This is a genomic window from Mycoplasma sp. 327 (genome assembly GCF_053851655.1).
On sequence record NZ_JBSQBA010000003.1, the window covers coordinates 1 to 18,247 of the forward strand.

17 protein-coding genes are annotated in these 18,247 nt (G+C 24.0%); 12 read left to right on the forward strand and 5 right to left on the reverse strand.

Annotated features, from left to right (window positions below; translation table 4 throughout):
• Positions 1-182 precede the first annotated feature (182 nt).
• A complete protein-coding gene (locus tag ACWXVS_RS00940) occupies positions 183-518 on the reverse strand; it encodes a hypothetical protein (RefSeq protein WP_455994598.1) in 336 nt (111 codons plus the stop codon).
• Positions 519-566: 48 nt separating this feature from the next.
• Between ACWXVS_RS00940 and ACWXVS_RS00945 the strand changes: the two genes are divergently transcribed.
• The 8 genes from ACWXVS_RS00945 (at position 567) to ACWXVS_RS00980 (ending at position 11,870) form a co-directional block, all read left to right on the forward strand.
• Positions 567-806 carry a hypothetical protein gene (locus tag ACWXVS_RS00945; protein ID WP_438340598.1) on the forward strand — a complete coding sequence of 80 codons (240 nt, stop codon included), beginning with the start codon at positions 567-569 and terminating at the stop codon, positions 804-806.
• Between the two features lie 145 nt (positions 807-951).
• Positions 952-1,230, forward strand: coding sequence for a hypothetical protein (locus tag ACWXVS_RS00950; RefSeq protein WP_438340599.1), 279 nt, complete (start codon positions 952-954; stop codon positions 1,228-1,230).
• 532 nt (positions 1,231-1,762) lie between these two features.
• Positions 1,763-5,548, forward strand: coding sequence for an AAA domain-containing protein (locus tag ACWXVS_RS00955; RefSeq protein WP_455994600.1), 3,786 nt, complete (start codon positions 1,763-1,765; stop codon positions 5,546-5,548).
• A complete protein-coding gene (locus ACWXVS_RS00960; RefSeq protein ID WP_455994602.1) occupies positions 5,538-7,553 on the forward strand; it encodes a hypothetical protein in 2,016 nt (671 codons plus the stop codon). The genes ACWXVS_RS00955 and ACWXVS_RS00960 overlap by 11 nt, the downstream gene beginning before the upstream one ends.
• Complete coding sequence (locus ACWXVS_RS00965) at positions 7,553-8,518, forward strand: hypothetical protein (RefSeq protein ID WP_438340602.1); 966 nt, start codon at positions 7,553-7,555, stop codon at positions 8,516-8,518. Before ACWXVS_RS00960 ends, ACWXVS_RS00965 begins: the two co-directional genes overlap by 1 nt.
• A 2-nt stretch (positions 8,519-8,520) precedes the next feature.
• Complete coding sequence (locus ACWXVS_RS00970) at positions 8,521-10,515, forward strand: AAA family ATPase (protein WP_438340603.1); 1,995 nt, start codon at positions 8,521-8,523, stop codon at positions 10,513-10,515.
• A gap of 701 nt (positions 10,516-11,216) precedes the next feature.
• Entirely contained in the window at positions 11,217-11,375 is a 159-nt protein-coding gene (locus tag ACWXVS_RS00975; RefSeq protein ID WP_455994604.1) for a hypothetical protein, read from the forward strand.
• A 234-nt stretch (positions 11,376-11,609) separates the two neighbouring features.
• Positions 11,610-11,870 carry a hypothetical protein gene (locus ACWXVS_RS00980; protein WP_455994606.1) on the forward strand — a complete coding sequence of 87 codons (261 nt, stop codon included), beginning with the start codon at positions 11,610-11,612 and terminating at the stop codon, positions 11,868-11,870.
• Between the two features lie 769 nt (positions 11,871-12,639).
• On the opposite strand, the gene ACWXVS_RS00985 is transcribed toward ACWXVS_RS00980, so the two are convergent.
• The 3 genes from ACWXVS_RS00985 to ACWXVS_RS00995 form a co-directional block, all read right to left on the reverse strand.
• Entirely contained in the window at positions 12,640-13,233 is a 594-nt protein-coding gene (locus tag ACWXVS_RS00985; RefSeq protein ID WP_455994608.1) for a hypothetical protein, read from the reverse strand.
• A gap of 81 nt (positions 13,234-13,314) precedes the next feature.
• Positions 13,315-14,529 carry a DUF262 domain-containing protein gene (locus ACWXVS_RS00990; protein WP_455994610.1) on the reverse strand — a complete coding sequence of 405 codons (1,215 nt, stop codon included), beginning with the start codon at positions 14,527-14,529 and terminating at the stop codon, positions 13,315-13,317.
• Complete coding sequence (locus ACWXVS_RS00995; RefSeq protein WP_455994612.1) at positions 14,507-15,010, reverse strand: DUF262 domain-containing protein; 504 nt, start codon at positions 15,008-15,010, stop codon at positions 14,507-14,509. Before ACWXVS_RS00995 ends, ACWXVS_RS00990 begins: the two co-directional genes overlap by 23 nt.
• Before the next feature lie 282 nt (positions 15,011-15,292).
• Between ACWXVS_RS00995 and ACWXVS_RS01000 the strand changes: the two genes are divergently transcribed.
• The 4 genes from ACWXVS_RS01000 to ACWXVS_RS01015 all read left to right on the forward strand — a co-directional run bounded on the left by ACWXVS_RS01000 (position 15,293) and on the right by ACWXVS_RS01015 (position 16,419).
• Positions 15,293-15,418 carry a hypothetical protein gene (locus ACWXVS_RS01000; RefSeq protein ID WP_455994614.1) on the forward strand — a complete coding sequence of 42 codons (126 nt, stop codon included), beginning with the start codon at positions 15,293-15,295 and terminating at the stop codon, positions 15,416-15,418.
• Complete coding sequence (locus tag ACWXVS_RS01005; RefSeq protein ID WP_455994616.1) at positions 15,372-15,758, forward strand: hypothetical protein; 387 nt, start codon at positions 15,372-15,374, stop codon at positions 15,756-15,758. The genes ACWXVS_RS01000 and ACWXVS_RS01005 overlap by 47 nt, the downstream gene beginning before the upstream one ends.
• A 243-nt stretch (positions 15,759-16,001) precedes the next feature.
• On the forward strand, positions 16,002-16,211 hold the full coding sequence (locus ACWXVS_RS01010; RefSeq protein WP_455994618.1) for a hypothetical protein: 210 nt from the start codon (positions 16,002-16,004) through the stop codon (positions 16,209-16,211).
• A gap of 22 nt (positions 16,212-16,233) precedes the next feature.
• Complete coding sequence (locus tag ACWXVS_RS01015) at positions 16,234-16,419, forward strand: hypothetical protein (RefSeq protein WP_455994620.1); 186 nt, start codon at positions 16,234-16,236, stop codon at positions 16,417-16,419.
• A gap of 245 nt (positions 16,420-16,664) precedes the next feature.
• Here ACWXVS_RS01015 and gpmI read toward each other — a convergent pair whose 3' ends face one another.
• Complete coding sequence (gene gpmI, locus ACWXVS_RS01020) at positions 16,665-18,179, reverse strand: 2,3-bisphosphoglycerate-independent phosphoglycerate mutase (protein ID WP_455994622.1); 1,515 nt, start codon at positions 18,177-18,179, stop codon at positions 16,665-16,667.
• Between the last annotated feature and the right edge of the window lie 68 nt (positions 18,180-18,247).

An 18,247-nucleotide genomic window follows, 5' to 3' on the forward strand; every position in this document is an offset into this window, starting at 1 on the left:
TTCTTTTTGAGATTATGGTTGGTTTTGCAATCTTTTCTTTAGGCAAAATATTTGGTTTATAAGGTATATATTTTTTGACAAAAGTTTTTTTCTTTTTATTGTATTTTTATGAGCAAAAGCACTTAGAAATCCGCTTTGTGTAAGTTTTTTTATTAATTGGCTATATGATATTTTTACATTAGTTATTCTTTCATAAAATAAACGCTAAGACAAATATGAATTACAAGAACTATTTTTGTTCCAACAATTATTTTTTGCTTTCATATTTTTTCATAATTGATAATTAAATCATTACTGTAAATCTTTTTTCTATCGCCTCATTGATTGCCATGTGCTAAGTTAACTTCTTTTTTGCATAATTTAGCATTTCTTAATTTTTGTTTTAATCTTTTTATGATTGATATTGAACATTTTGCCTTTAAGGATAATCGCTTATTTGTTAAATTGGAATATGTAGTTATAACATCTAATTTTTGTTTTCTATTTAATTGAAAATAGTTTAATTCTATTTCATGCATAATAAGACCACCTATAACATTTTACTATATATGTTAGGCGGCTCGTTTTTGTTGCGATTTAACGGTTTAAAAATTTTAAGAAATGAAGCTATATCTGTTTTTAATGGAGTAAATTTAAATAAAGCAAAAGGTATTTTGTTTTACATTCCGACTTTATGAGAGATTTATTTAGAAGAATTTTTAAAATCTGATGAATATACTCTTTTTTCTCAATATAAAATTAAAATTATAGATTACAGTGGAGATAGAATATTCAAACAGACAACATTGCCTGATTATGTTTTTTAGCAATGATAATAAGCAAAAACCTTTCATGATTTTAGATGCAAAATTCAAAGAGGCATGAAGTAATATTATTTTAAAAATGGTTCTTTTAGTGATGTATTGAATGATTATGATAAATGTATAAGGGATATGGTGTCAATCAATTGCCATGCTAGCGGCGTTATTTTTTCCAAGTAATCATAAATTATCATTAAGCCCCGAAGCTTTTGTTGAACATTTTATTAGTAAATTCAATAATGTTGATAAATTTTATACATTTCCGGTTTTTATTCCTTTTCCATCTAATGATTATAATTTGTGATTAAAAGACTTTAAAAATAACTTTAATAAGACATCATTGTTTGTTAAGTCATATATTATCAAAGAAAAAATATATATTCAAGATACAGAAATAATTTCAAAGCAAGCAGAAGAATTAAGAACATAAGTTATATAAAATAAAATTAAACTTTTAACATGTATATAGTTAATTTAATTTAATAATGTTTTTAATTTGTATTATTGATATCTTTGTTCTTGATTATCAAAATAAAAAAAATAGTAATAGGAGTTTTTAATTAGTATTTTTATGATTGTATTTATCCTTAATTGTTATTCAAAACTATAATAAAATATTTTAAATATTAAGTTAAGCTTATTTTTTATTTTTAACAAATAATTTCATTTTTATGGTTGATATTAAAACTTAGAAATTTAGATTATAATTAGTATTTTTTTATATGAATACTAGTTTTTATTTATAATTAAAATACTATGAATTTTAGAATTCTCTCTCTCTCTCTCTTATAATCTATTTAAGAAAAAAGGAAGTCAATGAATAATATTGCCACAAATATAGTGGCTTTTTTCCTATCGAATAGAAATGTTGTTTTCAATAATCTATTTATTTAATGATAAAGATTTTAAACAATTAAAAAGCATTAAAGAATTCTAATAATTTAACTATATAAAGGGGCGTTATGAAACTTATATTAAACATTTTAAATAAATGTGATATATCTCATGCAGAATTAATTAATGCTAACGGCGTATTGAGAAAACAAGATTTTCAATTAACTTTTGGTAAAAGAGAAGTTCGCGGCAAAAAAATAACAATTTTAAACCAATTAGAAAAAGAATTAGAAAGTAAGAAATTAAATACAAAAGAAAAATTAGATTATAAAAAACTATTTAAATTTCTTAATGAAGGCGAAAATTTAAATTTTTATACGTGTGGTCTTTCTAGGGTATATTTAAAAGAAGATAATGACGTATATGACGAACTTATTAGAATCTCGAAAGACGAAAAGCTAACTCACAAAGAGTATGAAAATTTTTTAGTTGCAGTCCAAACTAAAGATTTGTCAAATTTAAAAATTAAAGGTATAGAAGTTGATGGCAACGCTATTAATCTATTTTTCAAGTTAACAATAACTAGAGAAATGAATAATATTGAGAACTCAATTATAAATTTCGAGTTACAAAGAATAAATATTTCCAATTATAATTTAGCAATTAGCAAAATTAATAGCAAACTTAATAAAATTGATGGAATTCAATTTGTATGTGATAGTGATAACAAATGTAACTCGCCAACTTGTAATAATTCAAAATCAATATCAATACAAATAATAAAAAGCGTTTTGCAAAATACTAAATCGATTTTTAAGAAAAATGAAGATTCTTTAAAATTGAATGATATTGAGAGATATTTTAGATTATTTTCAGAATTTTATAACAATATGAAAAATTCTGACGCTGCATTTTTCTTGAATTTGTCAGATAAGGATATTATTTTAGAGAAAAAACAAAACGAAAAAGACAATATTATTAATTTTGATAGTAATTATTTATATTTATTTCAAAAAGATAATTTTAATGTTTTGGGACATAAAAAAGACTGAAATCTTTCAGATATTCATTCAAGGGGAAGTTTGTTTGATTCGCTTAAAATAACATTTAAGTTTTACGAAGAAAAAACAGAAGATAAAAATGAGCTGAAAAATAGACAAAAAAGAGATTTAAAAAGCTACAACTTCGATAAAAATGTGGAAAAAATTGATGAAAATATTAATGCTATAAATAAAGAAATTCAAGAAATTAGTATCAACGTAGATAACTTTAACAAAGATATTAAAACATATAATGGCAGAATAAGAGATATTCAAAATTTAATCGATGAATATAAAATCTCAATTAGAAAAAAAGCACCTATATTATCTGATGATTTAATAAAAAAACAAAGTCTTAAAACTATTGAAAAAGAAAAAGAAGAAATTAAAAGTAAAATCAAAGAAAAAGAAAAAATAATTTATGAATATATAAATGAAAAAAATAAATTAATAGATAAACAAAATGAATTAAATAAGAAAATTAATTCCAAGAATGAAGAAATAAGCAAACAAAAATTACTTAAAAAAGAATATCAAAATTTGATAAACAAAATTGATAATGAAAACTATCTTGTTAAAAGAGTAAAATCGATAAAAATAGACCCTAAAACCAAAGATGATGTATCAATTGAAATAGAACCCTATTTTAAAAATAATAATTGAAAAAGATATCAATTATCAACTATTAATATTGGCGAAAAGACAATAATAACCAGATCACATAATTCTATTAAAAATTTATTTAAAGGTTATATAAAAGAACCTTCATTTTTAGCATCATTAATTGAGCCATTAACGGTGAAAATAGATGAAAATAGCAAAGCCGTTGATGATATTAATAATTTTATCTCTAAATATAATTTGAACGAAAAACAAGCTTTGGCCTTTAAAAAAGCAATTTTTTCTGATGCATTATTCTTATTGCAAGGTCCTCCAGGAACTGGAAAAACTCAAGTGATATCAGCTTTAATTGATTACTATCAATATAAAAATCAGAATATTATGCTAACCTCTTCAACACATGAGGCTATTGATAATGTTTTTGATAGATTTGCTAAATTAAGTCCAATAAATCCTAATGTTTTTGCAATAAAAGTGTCAAGTGGAAATAGGGCAAATAATATAAATCCTTATTCAAAAGAAAATTTATCTAATCGTTATATAAAAGCATTAATATCCGAAGAGAATTTATTGAATCAAGCTAACTCAACTAATAATAAAGTACTTGAATTATGCAATGATATTGATAAAGATGTTAAAGAAAATAATATGAGAATCTGAAATCTATTTATTAGAAAAATAATAGTAGATGGAAAGAAAATCGAAGAATTTGAAGAGTCATTAGAAGATCATTTCTTCATGTCAGAAGATGGCGGTGTTTCTGATAAAAAAAACTCTAGGAAAATTATTGATATTTTAGAAAAATATGACTATTTAAAAATTGGAAAAGAACTAAAAAAATTAGGAATAGATTCGCTGGAAAAAATATCTAACTATATAAAAGAAGTGGAGAATAAAAATACTAATAATTTTTGTAATTCTGAAGTTTTATCTAAAATAAAAAGCAAGTTAAACATTGCGATTGAACTTAATGACTTAAAAGACCAATATGAAGGTTTCTATTGAAATGAAAAATTAGTGGATGTTTTATTTGATAATGAATTAGTTAACTTATTTGGTTTGACAACTACATCAAGTAGTGAAATTGAACATAATGGCAATTTTGTTGACTTGACAACAGATTATAAAATTGATTTGACAATCATGGATGAAACTTCGAAATCAAATTTATTTGAAATAATAAATAGATGTTTACAATCAGGTAAATCAATTTTATGCGGTGATGCTTATCAATTACCTCCTACTGTTGATTTTTCAGAAGAATTATACAATTGAGTGATAGAAAAAGAACTTGGCCCAGATAATGTTGATAAAAAAATGCAAAATGATATTGTTAATAAAATTAATGATGCATTGGCATATCCTTATTTTAATGAAAAAATAAAAGAATTAACGAATATGCCGAATGGCAATTCATTGTCTTATGAATTTTTAGATATGCAACATAGATTCCCGGCTGAAATTTGTCATTTTATAAATGTTTTATATAAACAAAAAAATCAGGAACTTAAAACATTTAACAAAAATGCCGATTTTAAAAAATATAGCAATATAACTAGCAAGCTAAATTTGATAGATACTTACATTCTTCCAATAAAATACATTAATGATATAAAACAATTTGATAATAAATTTAACCTTGTTAATAATTTTGATCACAATATGCTAATTGAAGATGGCTTTATACCAATTTCATTTATTAAAAAATTTAATCAAAGTACACTAGACACTAGAATGAATCAATATAATGCGATTGTAACATTTAAAATAATTCAAAAATTAATTAATGATTTAGAAAATAATGGAATAAATATTAAAAATGAAAAATCAAAAATCGGAGTTATTGCTTTGACTAGAAATCAGGCAATTGTTATTAGAGGAATTATTCAATCTAAATATCCAGATTTATATACTAAATATATTGCAACGAGATCAATAGTAATTGATACGATTGATAACTTTCAAGGTAGAGAATGCGAATTTATTATTGTTGACTTAGTGAGATCGGAAAATAAAGGAACAGAGGAAACTCCTAATAAACGTAATACCAACTTTTTAAACGATGAAGCTAGACTGAACGTTGCTTTTAGTCGAACAAAAAATATTTTAATTGTTGTCGGTGATTTTTCATATTATAAAAATTCTAGCCAAGGCTTAACTGTATTGAAAAAATATATAAATCATTATTTGCAAAACAAAGATTCTTTTGTAACCCCAGAAGAATTTATAGGAGAGGAATATAATGAATGATAAGATAAAAATTAAACTTAATTTTCCGGTTATTCAAAAACGGGTTGAATTTACGTATCGTGAAATAGAAAAAATGGAAAATTATTATAAATTGATATTGATTCCGCTTATTGAATTTAAAAAATTAAATAAGTATATTACTGTAAATGACATATTTAAGGAGTTTTATAACATTAATAGTGATGTGTTAATTCGTAAATTTTGACTATTGATTTTAAGGGATATGCATAACAAAAATATAATAACTATAAATTTTAATTCTTCTGAAAGTAACATTGAGGATTTTGATTTATTAGAAATGGATATTAAAAACATTGACATAAATAAAAAAATTGAAAAATATGTTGAAATGAATAAGTTTTACAGTTTAACTGACCGAGTGATGAAAAAAAACTTCACTTTCTATATTAAGAGTAAGTTTTTATCGGAGAATTATGATAAATACTTTAACACTAAAAATATAGATAAGGCTTGAAATGGCTGCTCTTTTGAAGGCTTTGATAAAAATGAATCGAAAGAAATTGAACAAAAAGTTTCTGAACTTGAATATGATTTTGAAAAAGATGACTCAAAATTAATATTGAAAAAAAGTGTTGAAAATAGTAATGATATTAAGGTAGCATTTTTTGAATCTGATTATCCCTTTTATATTGACAATTCATCAACTATTATTTCTATTAATATAAGACCAATGAATATTGCTCAAAATTACTTTATGGAAGATTTTATAAAGAGTGATTTAATTGATGAACTGAATAATCGTAAATTGTTACATGAGTCTATATTCCCAAATAATACTTTTTTGAGTAATTTTCAAATTAAAGATAGCTCTGAAAAATTAGATATAAAAGAATTCGATATTAATAAATGAATGGTAAAAAAATCTTTCAATCAAAATAATATTGTTGAAGGAAAAAATAATGAAAAGTTTTTGATATTAGATAAAAAAATATTTGACATAAACAAAATAATAGTTGATGTAAAAATTGATGATAATGAAGTTGAAGAAAGTGCAGTAGACTTTTTTATTCCAACTGAAATACCCGAATCAAAATACCCTAAGTTACTTGAAGATATTTATGATAAAAAAATATCACCCACTGATATTATGGCTTCTGCTTTAGAAAAATATCTAGACGAATTTTTAAAAGACGTTAAAGAAAAATCTAACTCTAATTTTGAATTAATTTTAAAGATTTGAACATTTTTAAGTAATTTTAAAACTAAAGATTGATTCAAAGAAATTACTCAACTATTTTCTAATAATGTGTTTTTAGATGTTTTAAATACTATTAAAACTAGCGATGATTTAGATAAATTCATGAGCATTTTAAATAATGGCGAACTTATTTTTAAAAACATTATTAGTAAATACAATATTAATTCAGACAATCTGGATATTTTTAACTTTGTATCTTCATGAAATAACAATATGCTTAGAGAAATTTTTAAAAAACATGTAAATAACCATCATATGTTTGATTTATATAAAGACAATAAATTTAAAGAAACACTATTTTATAACGATTTAAAAAATCATATTTCTGGCGATTTTGAAGATTTAAATAAACAAATTGATTCGGACATTGAGGCTTCAGTTAAATTAAATTATTTAGAAAATTTCAAGAAAAAAGAAGTATATAAAGGTTTATTGGCTATTGACTGTTTAGATTACATTAATGAATATATTTTTAAAAAAGAGGAAGAAATAAAAAACTCTTTAGAATATATTAGAAATAACTTAATTTCTAAAGCTGTATCAATCAGACAAAGACTTGAAAAATTTAAAAAAAATAGTAAAACAACATTTACAAAGTCATTAGAAAAAATAGATCTAAAACTCGCTGAATATTACAAATATTTATCTAATAACTATGCCCATTCTTTTAGAAAAGACACAACTACGGCTGAGTATATTTTTAAAATTAGTAATGAAGAAGTAATAGCCGAAAATAATAAGTTAGATGAAATTAGTGAATATATAAAACAATTCGAGGTTAATAAATAATGAGCCATATAGCAACCGTAACATTGAATTTAAGTCAATTAGAAAAACGAGAATTAGAAAATATTTGTGATAAAAATACTGAACTACTAAATAATATGCTTTTATCTAATGAATATCAAAACAATGGTTTAATAAAAGAAGCTATTAAACAAATTAAGAATGTAAAATCAAATATTAACCAAAAAGTTGAAGTGGATTTAAATTCATACAAAGGATTAAGTTTATACGAATTAGAATATGACAAAATCAATAAATTATTATTGAATATAATTGATACAGTTGATTACAGAAAAATTGATAACTCAATTTCGATAAAAAATTTTAACCATTATGTATATGAATTTGGAAAATTAGCTTATGAAGCAAGAGATTTGATTATAAATAGTGATTTAGAGTTAACTGAAGATAATCTTAATTTAAAAATTAATGAACTAATGAATGCTAAAGCTTCTATTGAAGAATTAAGAAGCTTCAAGAATAATATTTATGCAAAAATAAGCAAAATTAAAAATAACGAATTAAAACAATATTTTGAAGATAAGATAAAAATAATTACAACTAAAAAAGATATTGATGATTTTAAAATTTGATTTAAAGAAAAAAATAATTCGATATTGAAAGCCGCTAAAATAGCAAAACCATTTATTGAGTTTTTAATGACTGAAGAAAAGTATAAATTAGCCGGAAAGCAAATAAAAGTTGTTAATGAAAAGCTTGGCGTAATTTATCTTTTAGAAAATGATTTAGAAGAGCAAGTGATATTTAATGTTTCGCCAGATGGAACAGTTGAATATCAAATTGGCGATTATAAAAGGCATGTATGTTCTAAAACGGCTAATCAGATGCTTGAATATATAACTAAAAATTCGAATATGAATATTGTTAAATATACCATGAATAGAACTTTTGTTGCAACTAAACCTAAATATAGCGCAAAGGAAAAAATAAAAAGATGAGGTAATTAATTATGAATTTAAAAGAAGCAATTACAACGCAATTAAAATTTAAGTTACTAAACAAAAATATAGTAATTTTGAAGGGGAATACTTCTGAGTTTTTATCGCCAAAAGTATTGAATTTACCAATTAAAAAACCCTCTTTAGATAGCATAAATAAGAATCTATTAAAAAGTGAATATTTAGAATTGCTTACTGAATTTTCTAATTTAGATTTTTTAACCTTTAATCAATATTTATTACACTATTTATACCAAGATAAAAATCTTTGTATTGATAATATATATCTTTACAATTCTAATTGAGAAATGAAAAGTGAAATAGTTCATGGTAACATAAAAATTTTTAAAAATAAAGATAATAAAAACGATCTTTGAGAAACTTTTGATGGTATTGAAAAATCAGAAATATTTGATTTTGTAAATATTGATAGTAATGATAATGGTAAAAATGAAGATATTAATTCAAAATTAAAAAACTTAATAATTGAAAAAATTAATAATGATGGTATTGCATCACAAAATTTATTTATCTTAGATTTAGCTGAATCTATTTATAGTGATAAAAACACTCAATTAGATATTGCTAAATTAAATTCATTGATTGATATGTTTACTAATGAAATTAACCAGATAACGCATAAGATTAAACCTTCAAATTTTAAATTAATAATTTTGATAAAAAACGATCAGATATTTAATTCGATACTTTTTAACAATAATCAAGAAATAACTTCTCTAACAATTCCTAATCCTTCATTAGATGAAAGAAAATCTTTTTTTAACATAAGAGGATCTTTATTTAAAAAACTTGATAATAAATTAATAACTAAAAAAGAAATTAGTGACGCAAGTGCAATAACTAATGGACTAACTTTTAGAGAATTATTTCAACTTGAAGTATTTTCTAACAAACTTGATAGTATAAAAGATTTTAAAGAACTATATAGACTGTGTTTTTTTGAAAAGAAAGAATCGGAATGAGAAAAAATTAATGCTGAAAATTTGAACAAATTCTTAGAAGATTTTGACAATAAAGTCAAAGGCCAATCTCATGTTGGCATTAAAATAAAAGACACACTAATTAGAAGTCGGGTAGGATTACAAGGCATTTTGCAAACCTCTGACATTCAGAAAAATTCAAAACCAAAAGGAATTTTATTTTTTGCAGGGCCTACAGGTGTTGGCAAAACCGAATCAGCAAAAGCCTTATCTGAATTTATTTTTAATGACCCAAATCAAATAATTAGATTTGATATGTCAGAATATAACCATGAAGAATCTGATCAAAAACTTTTAGGAGCTGCTCCAGGTTATATAGGTTATGAAGCGGGAGGGACGCTTACTAATGCTGTTTTACAAAAACCGTTTTCTATTTTATTATTTGATGAAATAGAAAAAGCTAATTCAAAAATTTTTGATAAATTCTTACAGATTTTAGAAGATGGCAGATTGACTTCTTCTAAAGGAGAACTAGTTGATTTTTCGGAAACATTTATTATTTTTACTTCAAATATAGGTGCGTCTACAATGCCTAAAGATGAGGACGGTAAAAAAATTCAAGAGCATTTTATTTCAGAAGTTAAAAAATATTTTAGAGATGAGCTAAAAAGACCGGAGATTTTGAATAGAATTGGTATACCAAACATAATTCCTTTTAATAAAATTAGCTCATTAGAAATTAAACTTGACATTATAAAATCTAAAATCAAGAAAATAAAAGAATTTTTATTAAAAGAAAAAAACATAAAATTAATATTCGATGATTCGATTGAAGAATATTATTCATTAGTAGCTAACAATATTGATGATTCGATGGGGGCTCGTTCACTTATTTTATTTTTAGAAACCGATTTAGTAAAAGCAATATCAAATATTATTTTTAAAAATAGAGAACTAATTGAGAAGAAATTATCAAAGTCTGAAGACGAAGACGGTTTAGTGAATCTAAAACTAAAATATGTATCTTCAAATAATAGTCACGGTTTTAAAGAAAAAATACTCTAAAATAAGTCAATTAAAGCAAAATATTTAGGCATTGTACCTAAATATTTTTGTTATTTATTAAATTTACAATAATTAATTTAAAAAGTAATTGATTTATATATTTTAATTTGCGACAATAACATTCAAAACTAAAAAATAGCAATTAATATTTTTGATAATTATGTTACTATTCGACTTTATTTAAAAAACACTCATAATAAAAAAATAATATTAAAAGTAATACACTAAATACTAACATTGTTAATAGCATCGACGTGAATATAATAGTGATGATGTATATTGACATAATATTTTATTTTGTAATCAGAGCGGGAGGCTACAATAATAGCAAAAATCAATGAAGTGACACTTAATATAATTGCATAAGTTAGTATTGCTATTGTAATACAATTTCAATATAACAATATAGGATGAAAAATAAACATAAATATGAAAAAAATTTTTTATCAATGTAAACAGAATATAACCGTAAAAGTATATAAGTTAGCAATGAAAATATTCAAAAAGTAAATGACATTCAAAAATACATCTTTTTCCTTGCTAATACTTTTCGCTCATTTTATTGTTTATAAATATAAGTTTATAAATTTAATTATAGCTCAATATAATTTTGCTTTTTAAGCATTATATTAAAATGATTTTTTGTGAATTCTCAATTATTTTGCAACATTCTATAGTTTAAAATAATTATAGGAGGTAATGTGAAATATAAAAAAATAGAAATCCAGAATTTAACAGATTTTGAGAAAAAAAGAAAAGGTATTTATATCGATATGACTAATGAAAAAATAAAAATAAACCAAATCGCTATAGAACACGAAGTTAGCCGTTTTACAGTTTCTAAAATTAAAGATCTATAAATTTTGACGGGACATTTAATGTCTCAAACAAAAATAAAGGAAATAAAAATAGACAAAAGTTTAGTGATGATTTTGTAGATTCTAAAATTGAAAAAATCAGAGATTTTAGTTCTTTTGTTTTTCACCAACCTATTGATAGAACTAGAAATGTTACTATGGCAATTTATTATAGAACAAAAGGTTCAATAATGTCTTTAAAAACTCTTTACAGACGCACCTTTAAAAAAAGGAGCTATGCAACAGAGCACTCGCACAAAGGGGCTAGAAAAGAAGCTAAAAGAAACGTTAAAAAATATTTTAAATAACACGGTTTTAGAAACAATATTTTATTATGTAATAAATAGTAGTGTTGAAAAATCTTTTAAAACTGCTCAATCAAATTATCCTATATGCTTTAAAATAAACAATATAAAACATTGAACAGAAATTAGTAAAATTGAAGACCAATTAATAGATTACTTTAATTTTATATCTCCAAAATTAAAAAAGAAATAGCGATAAAAACTGTTTTAGAAAAATAACTGAAGGCGATCCTGGTTGGTATGTTGATTATCATTTTAAAAACAAAACTCATTCAGGCGCAGACGAATATTATGCCCCAGTTGATACTAACGGCAATAGAGTTAATTTTTCAAAGAAAATAAGAGTTTTATTTCGTATGAACTCAAGTGGTGAATATTTTTTTTCAAAACTCCAGAAAACCGTTACAAAGCAAGTAGTGATTTATCTAACTTTTAACTCACAAGAGATTTTTTTTAATAGGTAAAAATCTTGACGTTTGAGACGATTTGGCTTATAAATTGAGTTTGATAGTTGTAACACATAAGTCAGTAGTTTCGACATTTACGGACAAGTTTAATTACCTGATTATAAATTTATAAAAATTTAAATTAAATACATCAGGTTCAAAAGAAGAAACGAATCACTTAAAAACAATGTTTAAAAACACAATTAAACAAGTGTATAATGACCTATCTGAATACTTTAAGTAGATTTTTAATTTTATTTTATTGTCCGAAAAAGTGGGTTTAAAAAATTTTGTTTACCAACCAATCAAAATATGAATAAAGCTTAAAAAATAAATTTAATATCATAAGTTTAATAAACATTTTTAAACTATAAGAATGTTGCAATTTGATTAAGAATTAACAGCAATTTATAGAACTTAAAATTATGATACTTTATGGTTTTAAATTATTCGTAATTTATTAATTATCTAATGAAAAAATTACACCAGTTAAACCAATGTAATTTTTTGACCATACTATCAAACATTATTGTTTTGTCTTCTTAATTCATCATCTACTATTTTTTCGATAACTTTTAATTTTTGCTTCATTTTTGTTTCATTAAATATATTAGACCCATAAGATTTTCCTGCATCGGCTTCTAGTTTTTTTCTTAAAGATTCATCTTTTATTAATCTAATTTTTTCTTGTAACAGTTTTAAATTTTCTTTGGCTAATTTGGTGCGATTTTTGGCTGATAAATATATCGCAAAAACAAAAATACCAAAGAAAGCTATAAGCAATAGAAATAATATTGATAAAAAAGGTGTGGTGAATACAAATATTTTTGAGAGAATATATTTGTTTTTTATCTTCATCGAATCAATTTTCTTTAATTCTAATGTTAATAAAACAGCCAAGATAAATGATCCAATATTAAATAAAATTGCAAATAGTAATATTGTTATTCCTGCTCCATCTGGATATACTTTTGGTATCAACATTGATAAAAAAGAAAAATCTACATCTTTTACCACATAATAATATCCAGTCGAAACCAAGTACAATATATATGCTAATATGGCAAAGGGTAATGATAAACCAAAATAAAGTTTTATTTTATTATTCATATTTCTCCTATTAATTATGTTTATTTTTCAATGTATTTTTCTATATTTTGTAATGTTCTTTTATAAATATCATCATTCATATTAATCCTTTGTTATTTCTTTAAATTTTTTAACTAATTCGTCATTTCTTTTCTTGATATCATTTATTGTTCAATAATCATTTTCAAGTTGTGAGATTTGTATTGCAGATCTAAATTTTGCCGCCTTTTTATATATCTCTTTTTTAGACTTAAATCAGTCATCAGAAGCTCTAATATTACGCCTTTTGTCTAAAGGAATTATGTTTCCAATTTGTTCATATAATTCTTTATTTTCTTTATCGAATTGTGCATGAGATTTAGGTAAAATATGTTCTATTTCTCATTTGGATGGCAATATATCCATCTCTTCTTGATCGTTTTGTGAATATTCAAACATTTTTATAATCATACTTATGATTTTTACATTTGGACTTTTGATTTTTTCCATCACATCATCTGAATCTTTTTTTTCTAATTTAGAAAAATCAAACTCATGGCCTTTTATTATGCTTTTATTTAGTAACAAAATGCCGTGTTTAATATCGTTTATTGAAGGAATTACTAAATATCTTGTGACAATTCTATTTCTTAGTTTTATTAATAACTCAAGATATTCACTTGTATCATCATTATTAATTTTGTCTTTATTTTTTAAGTAATATATTAAAGCTGGGTATTTACCAAAATCATTAGAGAAAGAAAAAATAATATCTAGTTGTTGTTTAATCTTCGAGTTTAAGTCTTTTTCTTCATTTAAGTTATTCACCATTTTTAGAAATGAAATAATATTTTTAATAGTTTCTATCATTTTGTTAAAAATATCATCAATGTTATTTTGTTCTAGATATTTTAATATGTATTTTCTTATTCCTGGGGTGGTACTGTCGATATCTCCTTCTTCTGCCCTTAAATAGAACATATAGTATGAAAAAATATCATTTAATGTCTTATTCATTGAAACACAATCATATTCTAATTCTTTTCATTGTTCTATGAATTTATCTTTTTCATTTTTATCTTTTAATAGGTTATATATCTTAGCTTTAAAAATATCGGCATCAGAAAGAGGGACCCCTCTATTATTAAGAGTTTCAAAAACCGTCATAGCAGATTGTTGAGATTGCGAAGATACAGTTAAGATAAGGGTTTTTTCTAATATGGTATTAAAAAAGTTAAATATCCCCTCAATTTCATTTTTTGCTTTTTCTTCAATCAACTCTATTAATTTTGCATAGTTTTTCGAATAATTACTTTTACTTTTTTTTGTTATATTCACCACTTTTGATGATATTCTCAAAATCTTCTAAATTACTTTGCATTACTGAAACATTTTGAATGGACATTGAATTTCTATCAATTATTTTTTTATAATCATTTGAAATATGTCAAATACATTCTTCAATTTCTTTTGCTAAATTTTTAGTATTTTCACTATTAGTGTTTTCACATTTTTTAAGAATTGCTCTTAAAAGTAGAAAAATGGTCGTTATGCGTTGTTGTCCGTCGATAATTTCTCATTTTCCATCTTCGTTTTCAAAGAAAACAATTGAACCTAAAAAATACTGTTCTTTTGAATTTGGCTCTTTAAGTATAATTTTGTAAAATTCTCATAAATCACTGAATAATTTTTCGGTTTGTTCTTCTCCTCATGAATATGGTCTTTGATATTCAGGTATTAAAAAATTATGTTCTTTAGAAGCATTTTGAAATAAATTTCTAATTGTTATACTATCTATATTTATTTTGTTTTGTGTCATATATTTGCCTTCTCCATGAAAATACGCAAAAATACACCTAATAGTTAGGTGTTAATTTATTGTTAAATTATTTATTAAGAGTCTGCTCTCTCTCTCTCTCTCAATCTTATTAAAAGAGGATTAGGGAAAGAAAATGCATTTAAAGTTTTCTTTGTATTATTCATGGTAATATAATTATAATAAATTTCTTTAGATATTGACATATCGAAAATGTGTTTTGATCATGTAAATTCTCAATTATTTTGCAACATTCTATAGTTTAAAATCACTATAGGAGGTAATGTGAAATATAAAAAAATAGAAATCCAGAATTTAACAGATTTTGAGAAAAAAAGAAAAGGTATTTATATCGATATAACTAATGAAAAAAATAAAAATAAACCAAATCGCCATAAAACACGAAGTTAGCCGTTTTACAGTTTCTAAAATTAAAAAATCTATAAATTTTAGTGGGACATTTAATATCTCGCACAAAAATAAAGGAAATAAATATAGACAAAAGTTTAGTGATGATTTTGTAGATTCTAAAATTGAAAAAATCAGAGATTTTAGTTCTTTTGTTTTTCAACAACCTATTGATAGAACTAGAAATGTTACTATGGCAATTTATTATAGAACAAAAGGTTCAATAATGTCTTTAAAAACTCTTTACAGACGCGCCTTTAAAAAAAGGAGCTATGCAACAGAGCGCTCGCACAAAAGGGCTAGAAAAGAAGCTAAAAGAAACGTTAAAAAATATTTTAAATAACACGGTTTTAGAAACAATATTTTATTATGCAATAAATAGCAGTGTTGAAAGGTCTTTTAAAACTGCTCAATTAAATTATCCCATATGCTTTAAAATAAAGAATATAAAACATTGAACAGAAATTAGTAAAATTGAAGACCAATTAATAGATTACTTTAATTTTATATCTCCAAAATTAAAAAGAAATAGCAATAAAAACTGTTTTAGAAAAATAACTGAAGGCGATCCTGGTTGGTATGTTGATTGTATTTTAAAAACAAAATTCATTTAGTCACAGACGAATATTATGCCCCAGTTGATACTAATGGCAATAGAGTTAATTTTTCAAAGAAAATAAGAGTTTTATTTCGTATGAACTCAAGTGGTGAATATTTTTTTAAAACTCCGGAAAATCATTACAAAGCAAGTAGTGATTTATCTAACTTTAACTCACAAAAGATTTTTAATAGGTAAAAATCTTGACGTTTGAGACGATTTGGCTTATAAATTGAGTTTGATAGTTGTAACGCATAAGTCAGTAGTTTCGACATTTACGAACAAGTTTAATTACTTGATTAGAAATTTAGAAAAATTTGAATTAAATACATCAGGTTTAAAGGAAGAAATGAGCCACCTAAAATCAATGTTTAAAAGTGCAATTAACCAATCCAAATATGAATAAATTTAAAAAATAAGGGCCGTAAGGTTAATTTAAAAATATATTGCTATTTAATTTTTTTCAAAATATATAGATTGACAAAAAAATAATAGCAAAGTGTCACACTTTGCTAATTTTCCTGATTACTGGTTTAAATTTTTAGGTCTTAAAAAATAAATTTGATATCATAAGTTTAATAAGAATTTTTAACTATAAAAATGTTGCAATTTGATTAAGAATTAACACTTATATTACTTTTATAAATTTAATTAGAACTTCTTTAGCAATGATTGTCCTGTCATTTCCTTTGGTTTCTGAATATTTAAATATTCAAGAATTGTGGGTGCAACATCACAAAGCGACCCATTTTTTAATTCAATATTTTTATCAGTTGAAACAAATAAAACCGGACTTGTTGTATGTTTTGTTGCAGGTTTATTATTTTCATCCTCAGTTATTTCGGCATTTCCATGATCGGCAGTTATGAATCATGTTACTTTATCACGATTAGCTATCACGAATTTAAGAATTCGTTCAAATTGTTCATCTAGAAACTCAATTGCTTTTATTGTTGCTTGTAAATTTCCAGTATGACCCACCATATCTGGATTAGCATAATTCATGATAACAAAGTCATAATCATTAATTTTTTCAAGCAATTCGTCAGTTATTTCTTTAGCTGACATATGAGGATAATCAGCAAAGCTTGCAGCTTTGATACTATTTACTAAAATTCTATCTTCATTTTTATAAATAACTTCTTTTCCACCATCCATAAAGAAGGTCACATGCGCATATTTTTGAGTCTCTGCTAATCTTAGTTGTTTTAGATTATTGGTGGCTAACACTTCTCCAAGCGGGTTATCTACTTGCATTTCTTTAAATGCGACTAAGGAATTAATACCCTCATATTTCATTAAAGAAGCAAAGAGATTTGGTTTTGTTTTGCTTTTAGGTTTATATTCATATAGTTTGCTATCTAAAATTAGATGACTAAGTTGTCTAGCACGATCTGGTCTAAAATTAAAGAAAAAAACATTATCATTTTCTTTTAAAAATAAGCCATTTTGGTTTTGTGCAGGGTAGAAAAACTCGTCATAAATTCCTTGATTATATTGTTCGTTTATATACTTATTAATATCTTTATACTTGATGGGCGATTTACCAAGAATCGCTTCAAGTGCTAATTCATTTCTTTCGAATATTTGGTCACGGTCCATAGCATAAAAGCGCCCTGAAATGCTTGAAATCGGATAATTGAAATCTTCTGATAATTTTTTAAGTATTATCAATGAATCATTAATTGATTGTGGCTTGACATCTCGACCATCGCCAAAAATATGAATTGAAACTTTTTTAAGCCCCTTGTGGTTGGCAAGTTTTATAATTTCAAATAAATGGTTATCTAATGAATGTACACCGCCATTACTTAGCAAGCCCATTAAATGCAAAGTGGTATTGTTTGCTATTGAATTATCAATTAATTTATTTATTACCTCGTTTTTTTCAAAATCACCAGTCTCTATTGCTCTATTAATCAATGATAAACCAGTATATACAATTCTTCCTGCCCCGATGTTTAGATGGCCGACTTCTGAATTCCCAATTTGACCTTTTGGAAGGCCTACATATTCTCCGGATGCTTGCAAAACAGAATTAGGACACATTGCAAACAAATAATCAAATATTGGATGATAAGCCTGTGCAAAAGCATTTCCTTGTCTTTCATTTCTAAGACCCAAACCATCAATTACTGTTAATATTACTTTTTTTTGATTTTCCATACATTACCTCTATAATAAAAAAAATATATTTTTACTTATATAAATTTTATAATAAAACAAATGATGCT